A 26,283-nucleotide genomic window follows, 5' to 3' on the forward strand; every position below is an offset into this window, starting at 1 on the left:
GGAGTTAGCCTGCTAGCGGTTCAAGTAATTCTCCATTGCCTGTTCCGGCCTCATCGCCAGCAGGCTGGCTCCCACAGGGAACCTGCGGTGCACACAAATCAACTGTGGGAGCCAGCCTGCTGGCGATTGAACGATAACGCGGTCCCTCAGATAACAAACAAATCCATAAACCTGTTCACCGGTGTCGCCTCAAGCCGAGCCTGATCCTTGCACAGCTCGAAGATCTCAGCGCTACGCTGGCGGGTGAATCGTGTCAGCAGGTTCGTCCTGAACTTGTCCTCCAGCAATGGTATGCCTTCGGCACGACGCCTGCGATGGCCGATCGGGTACTCCACCGCTACGTTCTCGGTACTGGTCCCGTCCTTGAAAAACACCTGCACCGCATTGGCGATCGAGCGCTTGTCGGCTTCCAGGTATTCACGGGTGTAAACCGGGCTTTCGACGATGACCATTTTCTCGCGCAGCACATCGATGATCGGGTGCGCAGCGTGGAAGGCATCCTCGTAGTGCTCGGCCACCAGGTTGCCGAACGCCAGTGGCACGGCCGTCATGTACTGGATGCAATGATCGCGATCCGCCGCGTTGGCCAGCGGGCCGACCTTGGAAATGATGCGGATCGCCGACTCGTGGGTGGTGATGACGATCCGGTCGATTTCATGCAGGCGGTTGCGTACCTGTGGGTACAGGGTCACGGCCGCTTCACAGGCGGTTTGTGCGTGGAACTCCGCGGGAAAGCTGATCTTGAACAGCACGTTTTCCATCACGTAGGAGCCGTATGCGCGGGAGAAACTGAACGCGCGCTTGTCTTGCGGCTTGAGCGCCAGATCGTTGTTGGTGTGGCTGAACAAGACGTCGTAGAACCCCCACTGCCGGGCCGTCAGCACCCCGGGAATGCCCATTTCCCCGCGCATGGCGATGTCCGCCAGGCGTACCCCGCGACTGGTGGCATCGCCTGCTCCCCAGGACTTTCGCGAGCCGGCATTCGGTGCATGTCGGTAGGTGCGCAGGGCCTGGCCGTCGGCAAAGGCATGGGACAAGGCTGACAGCAGTTGCTCGCGATTGGCGCCCATGAGTTTGGCGGTGACGGCGGTCGAGGCGACTTTGACCAGGATGACGTGGTCCAGACCCACTCGGTTGAAGGAGTTTTCCAGGGCAATCACGCCCTGGATTTCGTGGGCCATGATCATGGCTTCAAGCACTGCGCGCAGGGTCAGCGGCGCTTCGCCATTGGCCAGGCGTTTTTGCGACAGGTGGTCGGCTACCGCGAGAATAGCGCCGAGGTTATCCGACGGGTGACCCCACTCTGCGGCGAGCCAGGTGTCGTTGTAATCGAGCCAGCGCACGATGCAACCGATATCCCAGGCGGCCTTCACCGGGTCGAGGCGGTAGCTGGTGCCCGGCACCCGGGCGCCAAAAGGCACCACCGTGCCTTCGACGATCGGCCCCAGGTGTTTGGTGCATTCGGGGAAGCGCAGGGCCAGCAGGCCGCAGCCGAGGGTGTCGATCAGGCAGTTGCGGGCAGTGTCCAGGGCTTCGGCAGATTCAACCTTGAAGGTGAGGACGTAGTCGGCGATGTCCTGCAGGACGGAGTCGTAGTCGGGGCGGTTGTTCTGGTCGACGTTGGTGCTCATGTTCGATTCACTCTTGAAGTGGTTCGTTGATGGGACCTCGGTTCAGGGCAATCAAATTTTATTATTGAAATGCTTTCCCACTGTAGGAGCTGCCGAAGGCTCGGGCCGCGTTCGGACGATCTTTTGATCTTGATCGTAAAAACCAGGATCAAAAGATCGCAGCCTTCGGCAGCTCCTACAGGGGCTGCCGTGCCGGGTTAGAAGGAATCACCCGGTACGCGCACGAAGCCTTCCATCAGCACCCGCGCACTGCGGCTCATGATGGCTTTTTTCACGGTCCACTCGCCGTCAACCAGGCTCGCCTCGGCGCCTACGCGCAGGGTGCCGGATGGATGGCCGAAGCGCACCGCATTGCGTTCGGTACCGCCGGCGGCGAGGTTGACCAACGTGCCGGAAATCGCTGCCGCCGTACCAATGGCCACTGCTGCCGTGCCCATCATTGCGTGGTGCAACTTGCCCATGGACAGCGCGCGCACCAGCAGGTCGACATCCCCCGTCTTGATCGCCTTGCCGCTGGACGCTACGTAGTCCGCAGGCGCAGCTACGAAGGCCACTTTCGGTGTGTGCTGACGCGTGGCCGCTTCGTCGAGGTTCTTGATCAGGCCCATGCGCAGGGCGCCGTAAGCGCGAATGGTCTCGAACATCGCCAGCGCTTTGGGGTCGCCGTTGATCGCACCCTGCAGTTCGGTGCCGGTGTAACCGATGTCTTGCGCGTTGACGAAGATGGTCGGGATGCCAGCGTTGATCATGGTCGCCTTGAAGGTCCCCACGCCCGGTACTTCCAGGTCATCCACGAGGTTGCCGGTGGGGAACATCGAACCACCGCCACCCTCTTCTTCCGCAGCCGGGTCGAGAAATTCGACCTGGACTTCGGCCGCGGGAAAGGTCACGCCATCGAGTTCAAAATCGCCAGTTTCCTGCACCTCGCCGTGGGTGATCGGCACGTGGGCGATGATGGTCTTGCCGATGTTGGCCTGCCACACGCGAACCACGGCCACGCCGTTTTGCGGGACGCGGCTGGCGTCCACCAGGCCATTGCTGATGGCAAAAGAACCGACCGCCGCCGACAGGTTGCCGCAGTTGCCGCTCCAGTCGACAAAAGGCTTGTCGATAGACACTTGGCCGAACAGGTAATCGACGTCGTGGTCGGCCTTGGTGCTTTTCGACAGGATTACGGTTTTGCTGGTGCTGGAGGTGGCGCCGCCCATGCCGTCGATTTGCTTGTCGTAAGGGTCGGGGCTGCCGATCACCCGTAGCAGCAAGGCATCGCGCGCCGGGCCTGGAACCTGTGCCGCTTCGGGCAGGTCTTTGAGGCTGAAGAACACCCCCTTGCTGGTGCCGCCACGCATGTAGGTGGCGGGGATTTTGATCTGCGGTGCGAACGGGGTTGCGTGAGGCATGGTGCTCCTTAAAAGACGCGACGGAACCTGAAGTCCCGTCGCGGCATATCGAGTTGTTAAACGGCCACCGCCGACTCTTCGAGGAAGTCCTGGGCGAAACGTTGCAGCACGCCACCCGCCTCGTAGATCGACACTTCTTCAGCGGTATCGAGGCGGCAGGTCACCGGCACATCGACGCGCTCGCCGTTCTTGCGATGGATCACCAGCGTCAATTCGGCACGCGGCGTACGCTCGCCAATCACGTCGTAGGTTTCGCTGCCGTCGATGGCCAGGGTATGGCGGTCGGTGCCTGGCTTGAACTCCAGCGGCAACACGCCCATGCCCACCAGGTTGGTGCGGTGGATGCGTTCGAAACCTTCGGCGGCAATCGCTTCCACTCCGGCCAGGCGCACGCCTTTCGCCGCCCAGTCCCGGGAAGAACCCTGGCCATAGTCGGCGCCGGCGATGATGATCAGCGGCTGCTTGCGTTCCATGTAGGTTTCGATCGCTTCCCACATACGCATCACCTGCCCTTCCGGCTCGACGCGCGCCAGCGAACCCTGCTTGACCTTGCCGTTTTCCCGGACCATTTCGTTGAACAGTTTCGGGTTGGCAAAGGTCGCGCGTTGCGCGGTCAAGTGGTCGCCGCGATGAGTCGCGTAAGAGTTGAAGTCCTCTTCCGGCAGGCCCATTTTCGCCAGGTATTCACCGGCGGCGCTGTCGAGCATGATCGCGTTCGACGGCGACAGGTGATCGGTGGTGATGTTGTCCGGCAGCACTGCCAGCGGACGCATGCCCTTGAGCGGACGGGCACCGGCCAGCGCGCCTTCCCAGTAGGGCGGACGGCGGATGTAGGTGCTCATCTCGCGCCAGTCGTACAGCGGCGTGACTTTCGGGCCGGTGTCTTCGTGGATGGCGAACATCGGGATGTAGACCTGGCGGAACTGCTCGGGTTTGACCGATGCCTTGACCACTGCGTCGATCTCTTCGTCGCTTGGCCAGATGTCCTTCAGGCGAATTTCCTTGCCGTCTGCGTCCAGGCCCAACACGTCTTTCTCGATGTCGAAACGGATGGTGCCGGCGATGGCGTAGGCGACCACCAGTGGCGGGGACGCGAGGAACGCATTCCTGGCGTACGGGTGAATCCGCCCGTCGAAGTTGCGGTTACCCGACAGCACGGCGGTGGCGTACAGGTCGCGGTCGATAATTTCCTGCTGGATCACCGGATCCAGTGCGCCAGACATGCCGTTGCAGGTGGTGCAGGCAAAGGCCACGACGCCGAAGCCCAGTTGCTCGAGTTCGTCGGTCAGGCCGGCTTCATCGAGGTAAAGCGCGACAGTTTTCGAGCCCGGCGCCAGGGACGACTTGACCCATGGCTTGCGGGTCAACCCCAGCTTGTTGGCATTGCGCGCCAGCAGGCCGGCGGCGATCACGTTACGCGGGTTGCTGGTGTTGGTGCAGCTGGTGATGGCGGCGATGATCACGGCGCCGTCGGGCATCTGGCCTGGAACATCGTCCCACTGACCGGAGATGCCTTTGGCGGCCAGGTCTGACACCGCGACACGGGCGTGCGGGTTGCTCGGGCCGGCCATGTTGCGCACCACCGAAGACAGGTCGAAGGTCAACCCACGTTCGTATTGCGCATGCTTCAAGCTGTCAGCCCACAGGCCGGTAGTCTTGGCGTAGTTCTCCACCAGCTGCACCTGCTCGTCTTCACGGCCGGTGAGTTTGAGGTAGTCGATGGTTTGCTGGTCGATGTAGAACATCGCAGCCGTGGCGCCGTACTCCGGGGCCATGTTGGAAATGGTGGCGCGGTCGCCGAGGGTCAGCCTGGACGCGCCTTCACCGAAGAACTCCAGCCATGCGCCGACGACTTTTTGCTGACGCAGGAACTCGGTCAGCGCCAGCACCATGTCGGTGGCGGTGATGCCCGGTTGCAGCTTGCCGGTCAGTTCAACGCCAACGCTTTCCGGCAGACGCATCCACGACGCGCGTCCAAGCATCACGCTTTCCGCTTCCAGGCCACCCACGCCAATGGCGATCACGCCCAGCGCATCGACATGCGGGGTGTGGCTGTCGGTGCCGACGCAGGTGTCGGGGAATGCCACGCCGTCGCGCACCTGAATCACCGGAGACATTTTCTCCAGGTTGATCTGGTGCATGATGCCGTTGCCTGGCGGGATCACATCAACGTTTTTGAAGGCTTTTTTGGTCCAGTTGATGAAGTGGAAACGGTCTTCGTTGCGGCGGTCTTCGATGGCGCGGTTCTTCTCGAACGCTTCCGGATCAAACCCGCCGCGCTCGACGGCCAGGGAGTGGTCGACGATCAGCTGGGTGGGCACTACCGGGTTGACTTGCGCCGGGTCGCCGCCTTGTAACGCGATGGCGTCGCGCAGGCCGGCGAGGTCGACCAGCGCGGTCTGGCCGAGGATGTCGTGGCAGACCACGCGCGCCGGGAACCATGGAAAATCGAGGTCGCGTTTGCGCTCGATGAATTGCTTGAGGGATTCGGTGAGCGTGGCCGGGTCGCAGCGACGCACCAGGTTTTCCGCAAGGACGCGGGAGGTGTATGGCAGGGTGTCGTAGGCACCCGGCTGGATGGCTTCGACAGCCGCGCGGACGTCGAAGTAATCCAGATGGCTGCCGGGCAGCGGTTTGCGAAATTCAGTGTTCATCGTCAGGACTCGGTCACGGTAGATGCAAAGGGTGGGGCCGGACATTAATGCTGAATGGACTCCGATCCCCTGTAGGAGCTGCCGCAGGCTGCGATCTTTTGATCTTCGGCAATTTTTGAATCGCCAGAGAATCAAGATCAAAAGATCGCAGCCTGCGGCAGCTCCTACAAGGGTTCCCGGTTCATTCAGCAACCAGCGCGGGAGCCCCCACCATTCAGCGTTGTTCGATTGGCACGAACTTGCGCTGTTCGACGCCGGTGTACTCGGCGCTCGGGCGGATGATGCGGTTGTTGGCGCGTTGTTCGAATACGTGCGCCGCCCAGCCGGTCAGGCGCGAGCAGACGAAGATTGGGGTGAACAACTTGGTCGGGATGCCCATGAAGTGGTACGTCGACGCATGGTAGAAGTCGGCGTTGGGAAACAGTTTTTTCTGCTCCCACATGGTCTTGTCGATCGCCTCGGACACCGGGAACAACACAGTGTCGCCGACTTCTTCGGCGAGCTTTTTCGACCAGCCCTTGATCACCTCGTTGCGCGGATCGTTGTCCTTATAGATCGCGTGGCCGAAGCCCATGATCTTGTCCTTGCGCTCGAGCATGCCGAGGGTGCCCTTGATCGCCTCTTCCGGGGACGAGAAACGCTCGATCATTTCCATCGCCGCTTCGTTGGCGCCACCGTGCAATGGTCCACGCAGCGAGCCGATGGCCGCGGTGATGCACGAGTAGAGGTCGGACAGGGTCGAGGCACACACCCGTGCGGTGAAGGTCGAGGCGTTGAACTCATGTTCCGCGTAGAGGATCAGCGAAACGTTCATCACCTTGACGTGCAGCTCGCTTGGTTTCTTGCTGTGCAGCAGGTGCAGGAAGTGACCACCGATGGATGGTTCGTCGCTCACGCAGTTGATGCGCTTGCCGTCGTGGCTGTAGCGGTACCAGTAGCACATGATCGCCGGGAAAGCGGCCAAAAGGCGGTCGGTCTTGTCATGCTGCTCGGAGAAGTCTTTCTCCGGTTCCAGGTTGCCCAGGAACGAACAGCCGGTGCGCATCACATCCATCGGGTGGGCGTCGGCCGGAATGCGTTCCAGGACTTCCTTGAGCGCTTGCGGCAGGTCGCGCAGCTTGCCGAGTTTGTCCTGGTAAGCGGCGAGTTGTGCCTGGGTCGGCAGTTCGCCGTACAGCAGCAGGTACGCCACTTCTTCAAATTGTGCGTCTGCCGCCAGTTCGCGAACATCGTAGCCGCGATAGGTCAGGCCTGCGCCCGACTGGCCCACGGTGGACAGTGCGGTTTGCCCGGCAACCTGACCACGGAGCCCGGCGCCACTGAGTACTTTTGCTTCGGCCATTGCTGTCTCCAATTTTGAATTTGTTAGGGAATCTGCAATTTCTGGTGATGCTGAAAAGATCGCAGCCTTCGGCAGCTCCTACAGGACCGCGTTCGACGCACCCCGTAGGAGCTGTCGAGTGAAACGAGGCTGCGATCTTTACCGGTCATTTCTTGGCGGCAAACAACGCATCAAGCTTCTGCTCGAACGTGTGGTAATCGATGCGATCGTAAAGCTCCATGCGAGTCTGCATGGTGTCGATGACGTTTTGCTGAGTGCCGTCGCGACGGATCGCGGTGTAGACGTTTTCCGCCGCCTTGTTCATGGCCCGGAAGGCTGACAGCGGGTACAGCGCCAGGGACACGTCGGCACCCGCCAACTGCTCGGTGGTGTACAGCGGGGTCGCGCCGAACTCGGTGATGTTGGCCAGGATCGGCGCTTTCACGCGGTTGGCGAACAGCTTGTACATATCCAGTTCGGTGATGGCTTCCGGGAAAATCATGTCGGCGCCGGCCTCGATGCACGCGGCGGCGCGATCCAGGGCAGACTCCAGGCCTTCCACTGCCAGGGCGTCGGTGCGGGCCATGATCACGAAACTGTCATCGGTACGCGCATCGACGGCCGCCTTGATGCGGTCGACCATCTCCTGCAGCGACACGATCTCTTTATTAGGGCGGTGACCGCAGCGCTTGGCGCCGACCTGGTCTTCGATATGAATCGCCGCCGCGCCAAACTTGATCATCGACTTGACGGTACGCGCGACGTTGAACGCCGAGGAACCGAACCCGGTATCCACGTCCACCAGCAGCGGCAGGTCGCAGACATCGGTAATGCGCCGTACGTCGGTCAGCACGTCATCCAGGCTGGTGATACCCAGGTCCGGCACGCCGAGGGAGCCAGCCGCGACCCCGCCACCCGACAGGTAGATGGCCTTGAAACCGGCGCGCTTGGCCAGCAATGCATGGTTGGCGTTGATCGCGCCAACGACTTGCAACGGATGCTCGCTGGCGACCGCATCGCGGAAACGCTGGCCTGGAGTGCTCTTGTTGGAACTCATGACTCACCTCGTTCAGTGGCTGTCTGGTTAGCGCCGTCCTGGTAGTGACGGGCGATATTGCGTTTGGAGGCGCCGATATGGCGGCGCATCAACAACTCGGCCAGTTCACCGTCACGGTCGGCGATGGCATCGAGAATTCGGTGGTGTTCGGCGAACGCCTGGTGCGGGCGGTTGGGCGTGGTGGAAAACTTCATGCGGTACATGCGCACCAGTTGATACAACTCGCCGCAGAGCATCTGGGTCAGGGTGCGGTTGCCGCTGCCCTGGATGATCCGGTAATGGAAATCGAAGTCGCCTTCCTGCTGGTAATAACCGATGCCGGCCTGGAACGCCTCGTCGCGCTCATGGGTTTCGAGCACCCGGCGCAGTTCGTCGATTTCTTCCAGGGTCATGCGCTCGGCCGCCAGGCGGCAGGCCATGCCCTCCAGAGACTCGCGAATTTCGTAGAGTTCCAGCAGTTCGGCGTGATTGAGCGATACCACGCGCGCCCCGACATGCGGTACGCGCACCAGCAGGCGCTGGCCTTCCAGGCGATGGATGGCCTCGCGCAGCGGCCCGCGGCTGATGCCATAAGTGCGCGCCAGCTCCGGTTCGGAGATCTTGCTGCCCGGAGCGATCTCGCCCTTGACGATGGCCGCCTGAATGCGCCGGAAGACGTTCTCGGACAACGTCTCCGAATCGTCTTGGGCAATGACCGGGGGATCGAGTTGATCCAGCATATTGTCGACACCTTGAAAGCTGATACCGCGAAAACTAGCGAAAACGGTACGTACAGTCAAAGGAAATATGGATATTGTCGACAATCGTCTAATAAGCGTATGAAACCTACCGGCTCGGCATTAGAGGGTATAGCCCCCTGCCAGCGGTGGCGCCATAAAACCACCGTGCTAGAATGCCGCCCGCATTTGTTTGTGACATCTGCACGGCCTGTCATCACTTGATGGCTGGCATACGAGGGAGCTTGCGCAGCGATGCCAGGGCCTTGAATCAATACACGGACCGCTGCGCCCCAGGATTTATGACACTCAAGCCCTTTTTCACCTTCCTCTACCTCCTTTGCCTGCCCGGCGTCGCCGCGGCGGGGGAAAAGACCGTTTACGGCCTCAACGAATATGCGTCCCTCAATGGCATCGACCTTGAAGTCGCGGCCAAACTCGACACAGGCGCGAAAACCGCCTCGCTGAGTGCCCGGGATATCAAGCGCTTCAAGCGCAATGGCGAATCCTGGGTGCGCTTCTACCTGGCCATCGACACTGCGCACTCGCATCCGATCGAGCGGCCGCTGGCCCGCGTCAGCAAGATCAAGCGACGCGCCGGGGACTACGATCCCGATGCGGGCAAGAAGTACACCGCTCGTCCGGTGATCGAGCTGGATATTTGCATGGGTTCGGCTTTACGCAGCATCGAAGTGAACCTAACCGACCGCAGCGCTTTCCAATTCCCGCTCCTGATCGGCTCCGAAGCACTGAAACGCTTCGACGCGCTGGTCGATCCAAGTCTTAAATACGCTGCTGGCAAACCCGCCTGCGCCACCGACGCACATACCGCAGAGTAATTCCAATGCGCGCTCTTACACTCCATCTGAGAATCCTGATCGCCATCCTGGTGGTGCTGGGCATTTCAGTGACGGCCTATCAGATTTTCGTGCTCGGCATTCCCGTGACCGAAGACGCTACCGACGACTTGTGGAACATCGACGCCAAGGTCGAGTTCGTCGCCAGCGCCAAGGATCCGGTCAAGATCCAGATGTTCGTGCCGCCGTTGAGCCGCGACTATGTCAGCCTCAACGAAAGCTTCATTTCCAATAACTATGGGGTGGCGGTCAACCGTGTCGACGGCAACCGCAAGGTCACCTGGTCTGCGCGACGGGCAAAGGGCAACCAGACGCTGTACTACCGCCTGGTGCTGACCAAGCGCTACACCGGCGAGAAGGCCAAGATCAAGGGCCCCACCTTCCGCGACAGCATCGTGGTCGAAGGTCCGGAGAAAATCGCCGCCGAAGCCCTGCTCGCACCGATCCGCCAGCATTCGGCCGACGTCGAAACCTTTATTGGCGAGGCCATCAAGCGGGTCAACAACCTCAACGACGACAACGTGAAGCTGCTGCTGGGCGGTGATCCGTCCACCGTGCATAAGGCGCGGATCGTCGAGCTGCTGCTGTCGATCGCCCACGTGCCGATCGAGAAAGTCCACACCATCCGCCTGGTGGCCGACCAGCCGCAAGTGCCCGAACTGTGGCTGCGCAGCTTCAACGGCACCGACTGGCTGTACTTCAACCCGGAAACCGGCGAGCAGGGCCTGCCGACCGACCGCCTGCTGTGGTGGACCGGCGATGAAAACCTGATCACCGTCGAGGGTGGCAAAAAAGCCAACGTGACCTTCAGCCTGAACAACAGCGAAATGAACGCCATTCGCCTGGCCAAGCTGACGGATGAAAACACCGACGCCAACTTCCTCGAATATTCGCTGTATGGCCTGCCGCTGCAGACCCAGCAGACCTTCATGATCATGGTGATGATCCCGATCGGCGTGCTGGTGATCCTGATCCTGCGCAACCTGATCGGCCTCCAGACCCTCGGGACCTTTACTCCGGTACTGATCGCCCTGGCCTTCCGGGAAACCCAGCTGGGCTTCGGCATCGTGCTGTTCACCATCATCACTGCGCTTGGGCTGTCACTGCGTTCCTACCTCGAGCACCTGAAGCTGCAGATGTTGCCGAGGCTGTCAGTGGTGCTGACGTTCGTGGTGGTGCTGATTGCGGCGATCAGCCTGTTCAGCCACAAGCTCGGCCTGGAACGCGGGCTGTCGGTTGCGCTGTTCCCGATGGTGATTCTGACCATGACCATCGAACGTCTGTCGATCACCTGGGAAGAGCGCGGGGGTGGCCATGCCATGAAAGTGGCGGTCGGCACACTGTTCGCCGCCTCCCTGGCGCACCTGATCATGAGCGTGCCGGAACTGGTGTACTTCGTGTTCACGTTCCCGGCGATCCTGCTGATCCTGGTGGGCTTCATGCTGGCCATGGGTCGCTATCGCGGCTACCGCCTGACCGAGCTGGTGCGCTTCAAGGCGTTCCTGAAGAAGGCTGACGCCTGATGTTCGGTTTCTGGAAGACCTGGAAGGCCCTGGAAGCCCGGGGCATCATGGGCATCAATCGGCGCAACGCGGACTATGTGCTCAAGTACAACAAGCGCAGCCTGTACCCGATTGTCGATGACAAGATCATCACCAAGGAGCGCGCGATCGCTGCCGGCATCCATGTGCCGGAACTGTACGGGGTGATCTCCACCGAGAAGGAAATCGACAAGCTCGACGAGATCATCGGCGGGCGCACCGATTTCGTGGTCAAGCCGGCCCAGGGCGCTGGCGGTGACGGCATCATCGTGATCGCTGACCGCTTCGAGGGGCGCTACCGCACGGTGTCCGGGAAGATCATCAGCCATGAGGAGATCGAGCACCATATCTCCAGCATCCTCACTGGCCTGTATTCCCTGGGCGGTCACCGCGACCGCGCCCTGATCGAATACCGAGTGATCCCGGACCAGATTTTCAAGAGCATCAGCTATGAGGGCGTGCCGGACATCCGCATCATCGTGCTGATGGGCTACCCGGTCATGGCCATGCTGCGCCTGCCGACTCGCCAGTCCGGCGGCAAGGCCAACCTGCACCAGGGCGCCATCGGCGTAGGTGTCGACCTTGCCACCGGCCTGACGCTGCGCGGCACCTGGCTGAACAACATCATCACCAAGCATCCCGACACCACCAATGCGGTCGATGGCGTGCAACTGCCCTACTGGGACGGCTTCATGAAGCTCGCCGCCGGCTGTTATGAGCTGTGCGGGCTGGGCTACATTGGCGTGGACATGGTGCTCGACCAGGAAAAAGGCCCGCTGATTCTCGAGCTCAATGCCCGGCCCGGCCTGAACATCCAGATTGCCAACGATTGCGGGCTGACGCTGCGCACCCATGCCGTCGAGGCGCGACTGGAAGACTTGAAAGCCCGCGGCGTGACCGAGACGGTCGAGGAGCGCGTGGCGTTCGTGCAGGAAATGTTCGGGCATATTCCACCGGTTGAAGGCTGACCGTCCATGCTGACCTGTTCCGTACACCCGCTGCCCTATCGCGCCAATCCTGCCGATTATTTCGCGATCATTCGCCATGCCCCGGGCGCCGTGCTGCTCGACAGCGGCCGGCCGACCGCCGACCGAGGTCGCCATGACCTGCTCAGCGCCTGGCCGCTGGAGCAACTGGCGGTGCTGCCTGACGAAAGTGGCAGCGATTTCCTGCAACGCCTGCGGGACAACCTGACGCGCCTGGGTGAAGCCTCGGTACCGCTCGACCTGCCTTTCGCCGGCGGGCTGATCGGGTATCTGAGCTATGACTTCGGCCGTCATCTGGAGCAACTGCCAAGCGTGGCCAGGGACGATTTGCATCTGCCGGACGCTCGCTTCGGACTGTATGCCTGGGCCCTGATCAGCGACCACCAGCTGGCCACCAGCCAATTGGTATTTCACCCGACCCTGGCCGATAGCGAACGCCAGCGCCTGATCGAACTGTTCAGTGGAGCAACCAGCGATGAAATCGAGCCGTTCCGGCTGACCGCGCCGATGAGCCCCGACCTGAGCGCCGACGAGTATCGCCAGGCGCTTGAGCGCATCCAGCAGTACATCCAGGCCGGTGATTGCTACCAGGTCAACTTCGCCCAGCGTTTCCGCGCCGAGTGCCAGGGCGATCCCTGGGCGGCCTATTGCGCCCTGCGAGCGGCCTGCCCGACGCCGTTTTCCGGTTTCCAGAGCCTGCCTGATGGCGGCGCGGTGCTGAGCCTTTCACCCGAGCGTTTCGTCAAAGTCAGCCAGGGCCTGGTCGAAACCCGCCCGATCAAAGGCACGAGGCCCCGGGGCCAGACCGCAGCTGAAGACGCAGCCAACGCCGCTGAACTGCTGGCCAGCCCCAAGGATCGCGCCGAAAACCTGATGATCGTCGACCTGCTGCGCAACGACCTCGGCCGCACCTGCCGCATTGGTTCGGTGCGGGTGCCGGAGCTGTTCAGCCTGGAAAGCTACCCCAACGTGCACCATCTGGTGAGCAGCGTCACGGGTGAACTGGCCGCAGACCGCGACGCCCTGGACCTGATTGCCGGCAGCTTCCCCGGAGGCTCGATTACCGGCGCACCGAAAATCCGCGCGATGCAGATCATTGACGAACTGGAACCGACCCGACGGGGCCTGTATTGCGGCTCGCTGTTGTATCTGGACGTGCGCGGCGAGATGGACAGTTCCATCGCCATTCGCAGTTTGCTGGTCAAGGACGGGCAGGTGTGTTGCTGGGGTGGCGGCGGGATCGTCGCGGACTCGCAGTGGCAGGCCGAGTATGCGGAGTCGATCACCAAGGTGAAGGTGCTGCTCGATACCCTGCAGAACCTTTAATCAATTGACTGAACAACACCTGATCAATCGACTGAACAACACCATCCCTGTAGGAGCTGCCGCAGGCTGCGATCTTTTGACTTTGATTTTTAAGGTCAAGATCAAAAGATCGCAGCCTTCGGCAGCTCCTACGGGGGAGATCGGGGGATATGGGGGATTTGTGTTTACAAGGTCAGGGCCCGGTTCGAGGCCTTGATGAACTCCTGCTTGAGCTCCTCAAAGGTATGCACCGCCGGGAATTGCGGGAACTCGCGGATTACATTGTCCGGCGCATGGAACAGGATCCCCGCATCCGCTTCGCCCAGCATCGTCGTGTCGTTGTACGAATCCCCTGCTGCGATCACACGATAATAAAGGCTCTTGAAAGCCAGGACCGACTGGCGCTTGGGGTCTCTCTGACGCAACTGATAGCTCGTCACTCGACCGGCGTCATCGGTAATCAGCCGATGGCACAGCAGTGTCGGGAAACCCAGCTGGCGCATCAGCGGCTGGGAGAATTCGTAGAACGTATCTGACAGGATCACCACCTGAAAGCGTTCACGCAGCCAATTGACGAACTCCACCGCACCGTCCAGAGGCTTCAACGTGGCGATCACTTCCTGGATATCGGACAGCTTCAGGCCGTGCTCGTCGAGAATCCGCAGGCGCTGTTTCATCAGCACGTCGTAGTCGGGAATGTCCCGAGTGGTGGCCTTGAGGGATTCGATCCCGGTTTTTTCGGCGAAGGCGATCCAGATTTCGGGAACCAGTACCCCTTCAAGATCCAGGCAAGCAATTTCCACAAGACACTCCCATTTGTAGTGATTATTGAGTCGAGCGAGCAAAAAGACTGCCGAACTCTAACCACTCGCACTAGCCTGCGCAACGCAGAAGACGCGCCAGCGCTTGTCGGATTTTGTTACCATCAGCCCCATATAGAGCGCCCAGCGCCACCGACCTGTAGGAAGCCGCCCTGATGAGCCCATCGTTCGATGTCGTGGAACTCGCCACGACCTATGCCAATAAATCTGCCCAGGACATTCTCAAACTCGCGTTTGCCGAGTTCGGCGATGACCTGTGGATATCCTTCAGCGGCGCCGAAGACGTGGTGCTCGTGGACATGGCCTGGAAGCTGAACAAGAACGTCAAGGTGTTCAGCCTCGACACCGGCCGCCTGCATCCAGAGACCTACCGCTTCATCGATCAGGTGCGCGAGCACTACAAGATCGAGATCGAGCTCGTGTCGCCGGACTACACGAAACTGGAACCTTTCGTTAAGGAAAAAGGCCTGTTCAGTTTCTATAAGGACGGTCATGGTGAATGCTGTGGCATCCGCAAGATCGAACCGCTGCGGCGCAAACTGTCCGGCGTACGCGCATGGGCGACCGGCCAGCGGCGCGACCAGAGCCCGGGCACGCGCAGTGCGGTGGCCGTGATGGAAATCGACACCGCGTTTTCCACCCCCGAACGCACCCTTTACAAGTTCAACCCGCTGGCGCAGATGACCAGCGAAGAGATCTGGGGCTACATCCGCATGCTCGAACTGCCGTACAACAGCCTGCACGAGCGCGGCTTCATCAGCATCGGCTGCGAACCCTGCACCCGCCCGGTGCTGCCGAACCAGCATGAACGCGAAGGTCGTTGGTGGTGGGAAGAGGCGACGCAGAAAGAGTGCGGGTTGCATGCGGGAAACATCATCGGCAAGTCCAAGGCCTAATCTGCGCCTCACTAAAAAATGTGTACACACGACTGTCACCATCGGTGCCATTTGTGTGTGCACTTTTTGTTTCATCGCCCCAAAACGTTACATTTGCCCGCCCTCACCCCCTCCGCCGATCCGGTACTCACGCCCGCCTGTAGAAATAAATAGCTGATCAAACAGTCAGTTTATTTAGCTATATAATCAAATAGTTAGCGAAATTTGATAACAAAAGGAAATTAACAGCCACTTTCATAGATCGCTCACTGGCACAGATCTCGCTTGAGTGCATACATGTTTTGTATACAACACGATCCAAAACATACACACACTTTAGATCCGCAAGCCTGAAGCGCCCTATCCCGTACAGGCTGCAGATGCCCCGAAACCAATGATGTTTGCCGTTCGCGACGAAGATTTGTCGAGCCCTTGCTCAAGCACAGTCATCGCAGCGCCAAGCTTCAGGAGCCTGCCGGAATGCGTACTAGCCTCTCCAATAACAATATTGCGCTGGATCTACACCTCCCTCCCTCATCCCTCGATCAACCTTGCGACGGCCCCGTTGTTCTCAGCCCGCGCCTGCACAACAAGGACCTGGCACCGACCAAGGCCGAGGGGCGGCGCTGGGGCCGCTACAGTATTTTCGCCCTGTGGACCAACGATGTGCACAACATCGCCAACTACTCCTTCGCCATCGGCCTGTATGCGCTGGGGCTCGGGGGGTGGCAGATTCTGCTGTCGCTGGGGATTGGCGCAGCTCTCGTTTACTTCTTCATGAACCTGTCCGGCTACATGGGCCAGAAAACCGGCGTGCCGTTTCCGGTGATCAGCCGGATCAGTTTCGGCATTCATGGCGCGCAGATTCCTGCATTGATCCGCGCCGTTATCGCCATCGCCTGGTTCGGCATCCAGACGTACCTGGCCTCGGTAGTATTCCGGGTGCTGCTGACGGCAGTACACCCTGGTTTTGCCGACTATGACCACAACTCGATCCTCGGCCTGTCAAGCCTGGGCTGGGTGTGTTTCGTCGCTATCTGGCTGGTGCAACTGGCCATCCTGGCCTACGGCATGGAGATGGTGCGGCGCTATGAAGCGTTCGCCGGCCCGGTGATACTGCTGACCGTTGCCGCCCTCGCCGGCTGGATGTACACCCAGGCCGATGCGACGATCGCCTGGTCGATCCGCGAACCGCTGAGCGGCGCCGAGATGTGGCGCAACATCTTTGCTGGCGGCGCCTTGTGGCTGGCCATCTACGGCACGCTGATCCTCAATTTCTGCGATTTTGCCCGCTCTTCGCCATGCCGCAAGACCATCAAGGTCGGCAATTTCTGGGGACTGCCGGTAAACATCCTGGTATTCGCCGCCATCACAGTCCTGCTGTGCGGCGCGCAATTCCAGATCAACGGCCGAATCATCGAAAGCCCGACCGAGATCATTGCCTCTATCCCCAATACCTTCTTCCTGGTGCTGGGCTGCCTGGCGTTCCTGATCGTCACCGTGGCCGTCAACATCATGGCCAACTTCGTCGCACCGGCTTTCGTGCTGAGTAACCTGGCACCGAAATACCTGACCTTCCGCCGCGCCGGCTTGATCAGCGCTACCCTTGCGGTGCTGATCCTGCCGTGGAATCTCTACAACAGCCCGCTGGTGATCGTGTACTTCCTGTCCGGCCTGGGCGCCCTGCTGGGGCCGCTGTACGGGGTGATCATGGTCGATTACTGGCTGGTGCGAAAAGGCCAGGTCAACGTGCCGCAGCTGTACAGCGAAGACCCCGACGGCGCGTATTACTACAGCCGCGGCGTCAACCTGCGCGCGGTGGCAGCGTTCATTCCTGCAGCGCTGATCGCCATCGTCCTGGCACTGGTGCCGGGCTTTCACAGCGTGTCCCCGTTTTCCTGGTTGATCGGCGCCGGGATTGCCGGAATGCTCTACCTGATCATCGCCCGGCGCGAGCCTCATTACGCTGACGTCAGCGGCGAATCCATCGCGGTCGACAACGCCAGTCACTAACCCTTGGCGGCCCGGCGACTTCGGGCTGCAGAACCACCTGCTATAAGGACTTCCCATGCGAATTCTCGTGGTCAACGTCAACACCACCGAGTCCATCACCCAGGCCATTGCCCGCTCGGCCCAGGCAGTGGCTGCCCCGGGCACCGAAATTATTGGCCTGACGCCCTACTTCGGCGCCGACTCCGTGGAGGGCAACTTCGAAAGTTACCTGGCAGCGATTGCCGTGATGGACCGGGTGATGTCTTACGACCAGCCTTTCGACGCGGTTATCCAGGCCGGCTACGGCGAGCACGGCCGCGAAGGCCTGCAGGAGCTGCTGGACGTGCCGGTGGTGGACATCACCGATGCCGCCGCCAGTACCGCGATGTTTCTCGGCCATGCCTACTCGGTGGTCACGACCCTGGATCGCACCGTGCCCCTGATCGAGGACCGGTTAAAACTCTCCGGCCTGTGGGATCGCTGCGCCTCCGTGCGGGCCAGTGGCCTGGCGGTGCTGGAGCTGGAATCGGATCCGCAGCGTGCGCTGGAAGCCATCGTCCGCCAGGCGGAATTGGCGGTACTCGAAGACAAGGCTGAGGTGATTTGCCTGGGTTGCGGCGGGATGGCCGGGCTGGACGAGCAGATCCGCCAGCGCACCGGCGTGCCGGTCGTGGATGGCGTGACAGCGGCGGTCACCATTGCCGAATCACTGGTGCGACTGGGCTTGTCGACGTCCAAGGTGCGCACCTATGCGACGCCGCGGCCGAAGAAGATCATTGGTTGGCCGGGGCGGTTTGGTCGGTAGACCGAGGTGCCCCAATCGCGGGCAAGCCTGCTCCCACAGGTATCACCTGTAATTGGAGACTACATCGAGCCTGTGGGAGCAGCCTTGCTCCCACAGGCAGTACACATACTTGGAGCTAACATCGAACCTGTGGGAGCGGGCTTGCCCGCGATGGCTGCACCTCGGTCTATAGCCTTGCTCAGATAGCACTGAACCGCTGCCCCAACCCCTGCTGCGCAAACTGCTCAATCACAAAATCCACAAACGCCCGGGTCTTGCCCGGCAGCAACTTGTGTTCGGCGTAGTAGATGGAAATGTTGCCATCGTCGACGCACCAGTCCGGCAACACCCGCTGCAAGGTCCCCGCCTCCAGATACCCCAGCGCAAAAGGCATGCTGACCAAGGCCACGCCCAAGCCTTGGGCCGCCGTGGCACAGGCTGCTTCGGAATCGCTCATGGTCATCCGCGCCTTGAGCACCAGGGGACTGTGTTGCCGGGTGCGACTGGTCAACTGCCACGAGCGCACGCGGCCGGTTTGCGGTGAACGAATCAGGATACCGTCGTGATGCCCGAGATCTTCAGGCTCCAGGATCGGCGCCCGGCTCGACAGGTATTCGGCTGAAGCCACCAGCACCCGATGCGCCGGCGTCAGCTTGCGAGCGACCACGCCCTGGGGCAGGTCAAACCCGCCGCCAATCGCCGCGTCAAACCCTTGGGCGATCAGATCGACCTGGCGGTTATCGAAATGCCAGTCAGGGTTGATCGCCGGGAATCGCCGCAAAAACTCGCCTAGCAGGGGCACCACGTACAGCCGACCGAACATCGTGCCCATGCTGACCTTCAACGTCCCCGCCGGCAGCCCCTGCGCGCTGGCAAGGTTGGCCACGGCGTTCTGGATGGTGTTCAGGCTGGTGCTGACTTCGCCGAGAAACAGCTGGCCGGCTTCGGTCAACCTCAGGCTGCGCGTACTGCGCTGGAACAAGCGCACGCCCAGGCGCACCTCCAGCTTGGCGACGCTCTTGCCCACCGCCGCCGGCGTAAGGCTCAGGCGCCGCGCGGCTTCGGCAAAGCTGCCGACTTCGGCACTGCGTACAAAGCATTCGATACTGCTGAAGGTTTCCATGAGGGACTGGCTATCGATTCATGCTGCGTTCGTAGGCGGCCAGAACGGTGCGTTCCGATTGCACCAGATAGGCTTCGAGCATCCGGGTCGCCTCCTCCGGTCGCCCCTCTTCTATGCAACGCAAGACTGAAATGTTCATGTCGACGTAAGGCATATGCAGGAATTCGGCGTCATCCAGCAGGCCGAACGCCAAGCGCAGCTCGGCCGATATCTGCCCATAGAACACCACCAATCGCGGACTGTCGGCGAGCTCGACGATAGCCTTGTGGAACATCATGTTAGCGGTGCCGACTGCTTTCCAATCCTTGGCTTCGCGCGCTTGCATGCCCGCCTCCACCGCCTGACGCATATGCAATGTTCCCGGGTGCAGCGGGTATCCCTGGGCAATGGCCTTGCATTCGATAAAGCGGCGTACACGATAGATGTCAATAATCGACGCCATATCAGGCACCGCCACAGTGACCCCGCGATTAGGCTCATGCTTGAGCAAACCCTCCCGGGTCAGGACCCTGAACGCCTCTCTGAGCGTGTTGCGGGAGATCTGCAGGCTATCGGCCAGCGCCGCTTCGGACAGCCGTTGGCCCGGTACCAATTCGCCTTCGACCAGCATCCTGCGGACCTCCTGGGTAATGGACTCACCCAGCGAGCGCGGAAGGGAATGTGCAACGTCGTTCATGTGCGGTCCAGAGTCAGGGAGAGTCATTTTGATGTTCTATCAGAGCTCAGCGCATAGCAAGAACCGAGGGTGCCGTGTGCATCAATAAGTAACACGCAGGAGTGATATGGTTACAAACTGGTGCGCATTGTGGAACCAACGCCAATAGATTGTTCAACAATCAAATAGCCATGCATCAACACTTTCAGCCGTATGATTGAAACCTGGCACGCTCGTTGCTCAATCAAATCATCCCCTACCGAAGGAATGATGCCGTGACAGAGACAGCCGTGACACCGTCCGCCGGGACACAGACCGCTCAGGATTTTGCCAAGGCGCGACGGTCCTCCCTGATCGCCGCCATTTTCATGATGGCGACTTCTGCCATCGGTCCTGGATTCATTACCCAGACCGCCACCTTCACGGCCAAGATGGGTGCGGCATTTGCGTTCGGTATCCTGGCGTCGATTCTTATCGACTTCGTGGTGCAACTGAACGTCTGGCGCATCGTCACCCTGACCCGAATGCGTGCCGCAGACGTGGCCAATAAAGCGATTCCAGGCAGTGGGTACCTGCTGGCGGTGCTGGTGATCTTCGGCGGCCTGGTGTTCAACGTCGGCAACATCGCCGGTGCCGGGCTGGGCCTGAACGCGCTGATGGGGCTTGATGCAAAATGGGGCGGCAGCCTGAGCGCCCTGCTGGCCATCGGCATCTTCCTCTCCCACCGCGCCGGATTGGCCGTCGACCGGCTGATCGTCGTGCTGGGCCTGGTGATGATTGGCCTGACCCTGTTCGTGGCCTTTGCCTCCAACCCGCCACTGGGTGAAGCGCTCTACCAGACCGTACTTCCGGACCAGATCAACTTCGCCACCATTACCACCATTGTCGGAGGCACGGTCGGCGGTTACATCACCTATGCCGGGGCTCACAAACTGCTGGACCGCGGTACTACCGGCGTCGAAAACCTCCAGGTAGTGACCAGGGCGGCCCTGAGCGGCATCCTGGTCACCGGTCTGATGCGCTACGTCCTGTTTCTCGCCATCCTTGGCGTGGTGGCCAGCGGCGTCGTCATCGATACCTCGGGTCAGGGCGCCAATCCGGCCGCGCAAGCCTTCCAGGCAGCGGCTGGGCAAATCGGCCTGCGCGTCTTCGGCCTCATCCTCTGGGCCGCCAGTATCACCAGTGTGATCGGCGCTGCTTACACGTCCATTTCCTTCATCACCGTATTCATGCCGAGCATCACCGAGAAGGGACGCAACCGCGCCACGATGGTGTTCATCGCCCTGTCGCTGCTGATCTTTATCCTGATGGGCACGGCTCCGGCGGCATTGTTGCTCTTCGCGGGCGGCTTTAATGGCCTGATACTGCCAATCGGCCTGAGCATCTTCATCTACGTCGGCTGGCGCCGGTCCGACCTCATGGACGGTTACCATTACCCACGCTGGTTGTTGCTGCTGGGCGCCGTGACCTGCCTGCTGACCTGGTACATGGCGATCAAATCCGTCGGGCCGATCTTTGCCTTCCTCAACATTGCGTGAGCCCGATGACGAACAAGGAGTCAAGTTAATGCCAACGATAGACATCAACAGCGACCTGGGCGAAAGCTTTGGCGCCTGGCGCATGGGCGACGATGCCGCGATGCTCGACGTCGTGACCAGCGCCAATGTCGCCTGCGGTTTTCACGCCGGCGACCCGGCCGGCATCCTGCAGACGCTGAAAGCTGCAGTGGCAAAAAAGGTCACCATTGGTGCCCATGTCGCTTACCCGGACAAAGTCGGCTTTGGCCGCCGCAACATGGACCTGTCCAGCGATGAACTGACGGCTGACGTGATCTACCAGATCGGCGCGCTGCAGGGCCTGGCCAAGGCCGCTGGCAGCAGCGTGCGCTATGTGAAGCCCCACGGCGCCCTGTACAACACCATTGCTCACGATCGTCGTCAGGCGTTGGCCGTGATCGAAGCCATCCGCGCGATCGACTCCAGCCTGGTATTGGTTGCATTGGCAGGCTCAAGCCTCATTGAACTGGCCCGTAACGAGGGCTTGCAGTGTATCGCCGAAGCCTTCGCTGACCGTGCCTATACGCCACAAGGCACCCTCGTCTCTCGCCGCGAGCCCGGCGCCGTGCTGCACGATCCCAAGCTCGTCGCCCAACGCATGCTGCATCTCGTTGAGCACGGCACCCTGGAAGCGATCGATGGCAGCCTGGTCAGCATCCAGGCCGACTCGATCTGCGTCCATGGCGATAGCCCGGCAGCGGTGGACATGGCCCGCGAACTGCGTCGCGTGCTGGAACAGGCCAACATGTCCCTGCAACCGTTTGCCGGAGGTCGTCCATGAACGCCCTGGAACGCGCTCGTCAGGCGGCCATCGCCGCTGGCCGTGAAGCTCGCTCGGCCTACCGCGGCGGCCTGGTCACCCCCACCGCCGGCATCGCCCCGGGCATGACTCAGGCGAACCTGATTGCCTTGCCCCGCGACTGGGCCTACGACTTCCTGCTGTATGCCCAACGCAACCCCAAGGCTTGTCCGGTGCTTGACGTCACTGACGCCGCCAGACCCCACACCCGGCTGGCGGCAGGGGCGGACCTGCGCACCGATCTGCCCCTGTACCGTATCTGGCGTGACGGCAAGCTGGTGGAGGAAGTCAGCGACGCCACCCAGGCCTGGGCCGAACACGACGACATGGTGGCCTTCCTGATCGGTTGCAGCTTTACCTTTGAAACAGCCCTGCAAAAGGCAGGCATTGAAGTGCGGCATATCGCCGATGGCTGCAACGTGCCGATGTACCTGACCAACCGTGCCTGCCGCCCGGCCGGGCGCCTGCAGGGTGAGATGGTGGTTTCGATGCGGCCGATCCCCGCTGATCGCGTGGCCGAGGCCTGCGGTATCTCCGGGCGCTACCCCTCGGTGCATGGCGCACCGGTCCACGTCGGCGAGCCTGGCTTGCTGGGGATCGACGACCTGGCTAGGCCCGATTTCGGTGACGCCGTGCGCGTCGAGCCGGGCGAGGTCCCGGTGTTCTGGGCTTGCGGCGTAACGCCTCAAGCCGCAGTCATGGCCTCGGGCGTACCCTTCGCAATCACCCATTCGCCCGGCCACATGTTCATTACCGACGTGCCCGACAGCACGTACCACGTCTAGGAGTCTGCTGTGCGTTTCTTGCCGGTAAACCTGGACGCCCTGCTCGTCGAATTGAACGACCTGGATGAGACCCTGGCATTGTTCGACGCCCTGACGGCGGAGCCTATTGCGGGCGTGGAAGAAATCATTCCTGCCGCACGTACCCTGCTGATCCAGTTCCGCCCCAGCGCCATTGCGCGGCAGGCGCTGGTCAATCATATCGCCGGCCAGGACCTGAGCCAGCGCCGCGCGATCGAGCATCGCCGGGTGGAAATTCCCGTTCATTACAACGGTGAAGACCTGGAAGAGGTCGCCACCCTGCTGGGGATCAGCCGCGCCGAGGTGGTTCAACGCCACACCGCCCATGACTACAGCGTGGCTTTTTGCGGCTTCGCTCCGGGCTTCGCCTACCTGACCGGCGGTGCGGGTTTCCAGGTGCCTCGCCGACAAACGCCGCGTACCCGCATACCCGCAGGAGCGGTTGCCCTGGCGGGGGAATTCAGCGGTGTTTACCCGCAAGCCAGCCCTGGCGGGTGGCAGATCATCGGCGTCACGCCGTTGCAGATGTGGGACCTGAACCGTGCTGAATCGGCCCTGCTTCGCCCCGGCTACAAAGTGCGGTTCACCGATGCCGGCCCGCTTCCGGCAGGTGGCCTGCCCGCCCCCACTGCGCAGGCAAGCGCCGCCGCCCCCAGCGGTGCCTACCTGCAAATCATTACGCCCGGCTTGCACTGCGTGTTGCAGGACATGGGCCGCCCCGGCCAGACCGGCCAAGGCGTATCCCGCTCCGGCGCGCTGGACCTCGGCGCGCTGCGCGCAGCCAACCGCGCGGTCGGCAACCCTTCGGACATGGCCTGCGTGGAAGCGGTGCTCGGCGGCCTGAGCTTCATCTGTCATGGCCATGCGGTGATCGCAATCACCGGCGCGCAGACCCCGGTCATCATCACCAACGCCAGTGGCCTGCAATGGTCTGCCGACAACTACCAGCCCATCGAACTGGAGCCCGGGGACAAAGTCAGCCTGGGTTCACCTTCGGCAGGGTTGCGCAGTTACCTGGCGATTCGCGGCGGCTTTGAGGCCACTGCGGTGCTCGGCAGCCTTTCCACCGACACGCTCGCCCAGGTCGGCCCCCCTGCTCTCGCGGCCGGTGACCGACTGGGCTTTAACGCGCTGACGACAGGCACCAGCGTTTCGTTGAACGAATCTCCCGCCTTTGACCTGCCCACCGCGGCCAACATCGTGACCCTCGACGTGGTCATGGGGCCGCGCACTGACTGGTTTACCGAAGACGCCATCCAGCGTCTGGGCAGCCAGCTCTGGCGCGTCACCTCACAGTCCAACCGGGTTGGTATTCGCCTGGCGGGTGAAACGCCGCTGGAACGCAGCAACCATCAGGAGTTGCCCAGCGAAGGCACTTCCGTGGGCGCCATCCAGGTTCCGGCCAGCGGCCAACCGGTGCTGTTTCTCGCCGATCACCCGTTGACCGGTGGTTACCCGGTGATCGGCGCAGTCGCCAGCTACCACCTGGACCTGGCGGGCCAGATCCCGGTCAATGCGCAGATTCGCTTCAACCCTCTGGGTGGCTTCAAAGAGATGCAACCCGATACGCAAGCCTCTTCATCAACTGCCGATGTGAACAAACTCCCATGAAGAAATTACTGATTGCCAACCGTGGTGAAATTGCTGTCCGCATCGCCCGCGCCTGCAGTGACTACGGCGTGCAGTCTGTGGCGGTGTATGCCGATGCGGACATCGACGCCCTGCACGTGCGCCAAGCCAACGAAGCCTATTCACTCAATGGCCAGCGCCCGGCCGAGACCTACCTGGACATCGGCAAACTGATCGCCATCGCCAAACGCAGCGGCGCCGATGCCGTGCACCCCGGCTATGGTTTCCTGTCTGAGAGGGCCGACTTCGCCCGGGCAGTGATCGAGGCCGGGCTGATCTGGGTCGGTCCCAACCCGGATACCATCGACGTGCTCGGCGACAAGGTCGAGGCGCGAAAAATTGCCCACCTGGTCGGTGCCCCCCTGGTGGCCGGTACGCCTGGCCCAGTCGAAAGCGCCGCCGAAGTACTGGCCTTTGCCGAGCAGCACGGCCTGCCAATTGCCATCAAGGCAGCTTTTGGAGGCGGAGGACGCGGCATGAAAGTCGCATGGCGCATGGATGAGGTGGCTGAATTGTTCGCCTCAGCCGTACGCGAAGCAGAAGCGGCCTTCGGTCGTGGCGAATGCTACGTCGAGCAGTTCCTCGACCGTCCCCGGCACATCGAAGCGCAGATCCTCGCCGACAAACACGGCAAGGTCGTCGTCGTCGGCACGCGTGACTGCTCCTTGCAGCGGCGCAATCAGAAGCTGGTGGAGGAAGCGCCTGCGCCCTTTATCAGCGACCAACAGCGCCAGCGTATTCATCAGTCTGCCCAGGATATCTGCGCCAAGGCGGGCTACGTCGGTGCCGGTACGGTGGAGTTCCTGCTCAGCCAGGATGGCACCCTGTCGTTCCTTGAGGTCAATACCCGCTTGCAGGTCGAGCACCCGGTGACTGAAGAGACCACCGGGGTTGACCTGGTGATCGAGCAATTGCGGATCGCCGATGGTTTGCCGCTGTCCTTCAGCGAGACGCCGACCCCGCGTGGCCACAGCTTCGAGTTTCGCATCAACGCGGAAGACCCGGGCAAAGGCTTCCTGCCCACCCCCGGTCAGATCACCCATTTCCTGCCACCGTCTGGCCCGGGCGTGCGCCTGGACAGCGGCGTTATAAGCGGTTCGCGAGTGCCCAGCACCTTCGATTCGATGATGGCCAAACTGATCGTCACCGGCGCCACTCGCGAACAGGCTATCGTCCGCGCCCGGCGCGCACTGGCTGAGTTCAACATCGAGGGCATCGCCTCGGTGCTGCCGTTCCACCGGGCCGTCATGGACCATGATGACTTCACCGGTACCGATACATTCGCCGTACACACGCGCTGGATCGAGACCGATTTCGCCGAGCAGATCACGCTCGCCCCACGTGCTGCTGTATCGGCCGACCCGGAAATCCTGCGTACGTTTGTCGAGATCGACGGCAAACGCCACGAACTGGGCCTTCCGGCTGCACTGCTGCGCGGCGTCAGCCTGAATGCAGCGGGTACCACCAGCGAAAGCGCGGCCCCATCCGAGGTCATTGACCCGCAGGCGGTACTGACCCCCGTGGCGGGTAATCTGCATACCTGGGTGGTCGAAGACGGCGAGTCGGTGAGTGCCGGGCAGGTCATCGCCGTTGTAGAAGCCATGAAGATGGAAACTTCGGTCCTTGCACCTTGTGAAGGCCAGGTGCAGATCGCCAAACAGGCAGGTGACTATTTTGAAGCCGGCTCGGTGATTGGCCGCATCAAGACCCTGGCTTGATTTAAAGCTTTTCCTTTTACAGGTAGTCGCGCAACGGGTTAACCACCCGTTTGCCGCGTG

The 26,283-nt window shown here is 61.5% G+C and carries 21 protein-coding genes; 12 read left to right on the forward strand and 9 right to left on the reverse strand.

Going from position 1 to position 26,283, the window contains the following annotated elements; translation table 11 throughout:
- Positions 1 to 146 precede the first annotated feature (146 nt).
- The 6 genes from prpD to AAEZ09_RS25425 all read right to left on the reverse strand — a co-directional run bounded on the left by prpD (position 147) and on the right by AAEZ09_RS25425 (position 8,779).
- Positions 147 to 1,631: a 2-methylcitrate dehydratase gene (prpD, locus tag AAEZ09_RS25400; RefSeq protein WP_350601251.1), complete on the reverse strand. Its 1,485-nt coding sequence runs from the start codon at positions 1,629 to 1,631 to the stop codon at positions 147 to 149.
- Positions 1,632 to 1,828: 197 nt separating this feature from the next.
- On the reverse strand, positions 1,829 to 3,031 hold the full coding sequence (gene prpF, locus AAEZ09_RS25405) for a 2-methylaconitate cis-trans isomerase PrpF (protein ID WP_350601253.1): 1,203 nt from the start codon (positions 3,029 to 3,031) through the stop codon (positions 1,829 to 1,831).
- Positions 3,032 to 3,087: 56 nt separating this feature from the next.
- Positions 3,088 to 5,685 carry a Fe/S-dependent 2-methylisocitrate dehydratase AcnD gene (gene acnD / locus AAEZ09_RS25410; RefSeq protein WP_045060989.1) on the reverse strand — a complete coding sequence of 866 codons (2,598 nt, stop codon included), beginning with the start codon at positions 5,683 to 5,685 and terminating at the stop codon, positions 3,088 to 3,090.
- Positions 5,686 to 5,899: 214 nt separating this feature from the next.
- Positions 5,900 to 7,027 carry a bifunctional 2-methylcitrate synthase/citrate synthase gene (gene prpC, locus AAEZ09_RS25415; protein ID WP_045060988.1) on the reverse strand — a complete coding sequence of 376 codons (1,128 nt, stop codon included), beginning with the start codon at positions 7,025 to 7,027 and terminating at the stop codon, positions 5,900 to 5,902.
- 145 nt (positions 7,028 to 7,172) lie between these two features.
- Positions 7,173 to 8,063, reverse strand: a complete 891-nt coding sequence (gene prpB, locus AAEZ09_RS25420; RefSeq protein WP_045060987.1) for a methylisocitrate lyase — start codon at positions 8,061 to 8,063, stop codon at positions 7,173 to 7,175.
- Entirely contained in the window at positions 8,060 to 8,779 is a 720-nt protein-coding gene (locus AAEZ09_RS25425; RefSeq protein ID WP_177328579.1) for a GntR family transcriptional regulator, read from the reverse strand. The genes prpB and AAEZ09_RS25425 overlap by 4 nt, the downstream gene beginning before the upstream one ends.
- A 302-nt stretch (positions 8,780 to 9,081) precedes the next feature.
- Between AAEZ09_RS25425 and rloA the strand changes: the two genes are divergently transcribed.
- Genes rloA through pabB form a run of 4 tightly spaced genes read left to right on the forward strand, consistent with a single transcriptional unit; the run spans position 9,082 to position 13,489 of the window.
- Positions 9,082 to 9,618, forward strand: a complete 537-nt coding sequence (gene rloA / locus AAEZ09_RS25430; RefSeq protein ID WP_350601293.1) for a retropepsin-like aspartic peptidase RloA — start codon at positions 9,082 to 9,084, stop codon at positions 9,616 to 9,618.
- 5 nt (positions 9,619 to 9,623) lie between these two features.
- Positions 9,624 to 11,159 (forward strand): osmotic stress tolerance membrane protein RloB, encoded by a 1,536-nt coding sequence (rloB, locus tag AAEZ09_RS25435; RefSeq protein ID WP_045060984.1) that lies wholly within the window; start codon positions 9,624 to 9,626, stop codon positions 11,157 to 11,159.
- Positions 11,159 to 12,145 (forward strand): alpha-L-glutamate ligase-like protein, encoded by a 987-nt coding sequence (locus AAEZ09_RS25440; protein WP_045060983.1) that lies wholly within the window; start codon positions 11,159 to 11,161, stop codon positions 12,143 to 12,145. The genes rloB and AAEZ09_RS25440 overlap by 1 nt, the downstream gene beginning before the upstream one ends.
- Before the next feature lie 6 nt (positions 12,146 to 12,151).
- Positions 12,152 to 13,489 carry an aminodeoxychorismate synthase component I gene (pabB, locus tag AAEZ09_RS25445; protein ID WP_350601255.1) on the forward strand — a complete coding sequence of 446 codons (1,338 nt, stop codon included), beginning with the start codon at positions 12,152 to 12,154 and terminating at the stop codon, positions 13,487 to 13,489.
- 164 nt (positions 13,490 to 13,653) lie between these two features.
- Here pabB and thrH read toward each other — a convergent pair whose 3' ends face one another.
- Positions 13,654 to 14,271: a bifunctional phosphoserine phosphatase/homoserine phosphotransferase ThrH gene (gene thrH / locus AAEZ09_RS25450; protein ID WP_045060981.1), complete on the reverse strand. Its 618-nt coding sequence runs from the start codon at positions 14,269 to 14,271 to the stop codon at positions 13,654 to 13,656.
- 173 nt (positions 14,272 to 14,444) lie between these two features.
- On the opposite strand from thrH, the gene AAEZ09_RS25455 reads away from it, so the two are divergent.
- The 3 genes from AAEZ09_RS25455 (at position 14,445) to AAEZ09_RS25465 (ending at position 17,961) form a co-directional block, all read left to right on the forward strand.
- Positions 14,445 to 15,185: a phosphoadenylyl-sulfate reductase gene (locus tag AAEZ09_RS25455; protein ID WP_045060980.1), complete on the forward strand. Its 741-nt coding sequence runs from the start codon at positions 14,445 to 14,447 to the stop codon at positions 15,183 to 15,185.
- Between the two features lie 459 nt (positions 15,186 to 15,644).
- On the forward strand, positions 15,645 to 17,177 hold the full coding sequence (locus AAEZ09_RS25460; RefSeq protein WP_350601256.1) for an NCS1 family nucleobase:cation symporter-1: 1,533 nt from the start codon (positions 15,645 to 15,647) through the stop codon (positions 17,175 to 17,177).
- A gap of 55 nt (positions 17,178 to 17,232) precedes the next feature.
- Positions 17,233 to 17,961, forward strand: coding sequence for an aspartate/glutamate racemase family protein (locus tag AAEZ09_RS25465; protein WP_045058990.1), 729 nt, complete (start codon positions 17,233 to 17,235; stop codon positions 17,959 to 17,961).
- Between the two features lie 178 nt (positions 17,962 to 18,139).
- On the opposite strand, the gene AAEZ09_RS25470 is transcribed toward AAEZ09_RS25465, so the two are convergent.
- Entirely contained in the window at positions 18,140 to 19,063 is a 924-nt protein-coding gene (locus tag AAEZ09_RS25470; RefSeq protein WP_350601258.1) for a LysR family transcriptional regulator, read from the reverse strand.
- A gap of 10 nt (positions 19,064 to 19,073) precedes the next feature.
- Positions 19,074 to 19,739 carry a GntR family transcriptional regulator gene (locus tag AAEZ09_RS25475; protein ID WP_082069157.1) on the reverse strand — a complete coding sequence of 222 codons (666 nt, stop codon included), beginning with the start codon at positions 19,737 to 19,739 and terminating at the stop codon, positions 19,074 to 19,076.
- Positions 19,740 to 19,993: 254 nt separating this feature from the next.
- Between AAEZ09_RS25475 and AAEZ09_RS25480 the strand changes: the two genes are divergently transcribed.
- The 5 genes from AAEZ09_RS25480 to AAEZ09_RS25500 are packed head-to-tail and all read left to right on the forward strand — an operon-like array spanning position 19,994 to position 26,223.
- Positions 19,994 to 21,256: an NRAMP family divalent metal transporter gene (locus tag AAEZ09_RS25480; protein ID WP_236695849.1), complete on the forward strand. Its 1,263-nt coding sequence runs from the start codon at positions 19,994 to 19,996 to the stop codon at positions 21,254 to 21,256.
- A 28-nt stretch (positions 21,257 to 21,284) separates the two neighbouring features.
- Positions 21,285 to 22,055 carry a LamB/YcsF family protein gene (locus AAEZ09_RS25485; protein WP_205892506.1) on the forward strand — a complete coding sequence of 257 codons (771 nt, stop codon included), beginning with the start codon at positions 21,285 to 21,287 and terminating at the stop codon, positions 22,053 to 22,055.
- Positions 22,052 to 22,858, forward strand: coding sequence for a putative hydro-lyase (locus AAEZ09_RS25490; protein ID WP_350601260.1), 807 nt, complete (start codon positions 22,052 to 22,054; stop codon positions 22,856 to 22,858). Before AAEZ09_RS25485 ends, AAEZ09_RS25490 begins: the two co-directional genes overlap by 4 nt.
- A 9-nt stretch (positions 22,859 to 22,867) precedes the next feature.
- Positions 22,868 to 24,487: a 5-oxoprolinase subunit B/C family protein gene (locus AAEZ09_RS25495; RefSeq protein ID WP_350601261.1), complete on the forward strand. Its 1,620-nt coding sequence runs from the start codon at positions 22,868 to 22,870 to the stop codon at positions 24,485 to 24,487.
- A complete protein-coding gene (locus AAEZ09_RS25500) occupies positions 24,484 to 26,223 on the forward strand; it encodes an acetyl/propionyl/methylcrotonyl-CoA carboxylase subunit alpha (RefSeq protein WP_350601262.1) in 1,740 nt (579 codons plus the stop codon). The genes AAEZ09_RS25495 and AAEZ09_RS25500 overlap by 4 nt, the downstream gene beginning before the upstream one ends.
- Positions 26,224 to 26,283: the final 60 nt, after the last annotated feature.

Source organism: Pseudomonas sp. 65/3-MNA-CIBAN-0223 (assembly GCF_040310425.1).
GTDB lineage: Bacteria > Pseudomonadota > Gammaproteobacteria > Pseudomonadales > Pseudomonadaceae > Aquipseudomonas > Aquipseudomonas gregormendelii.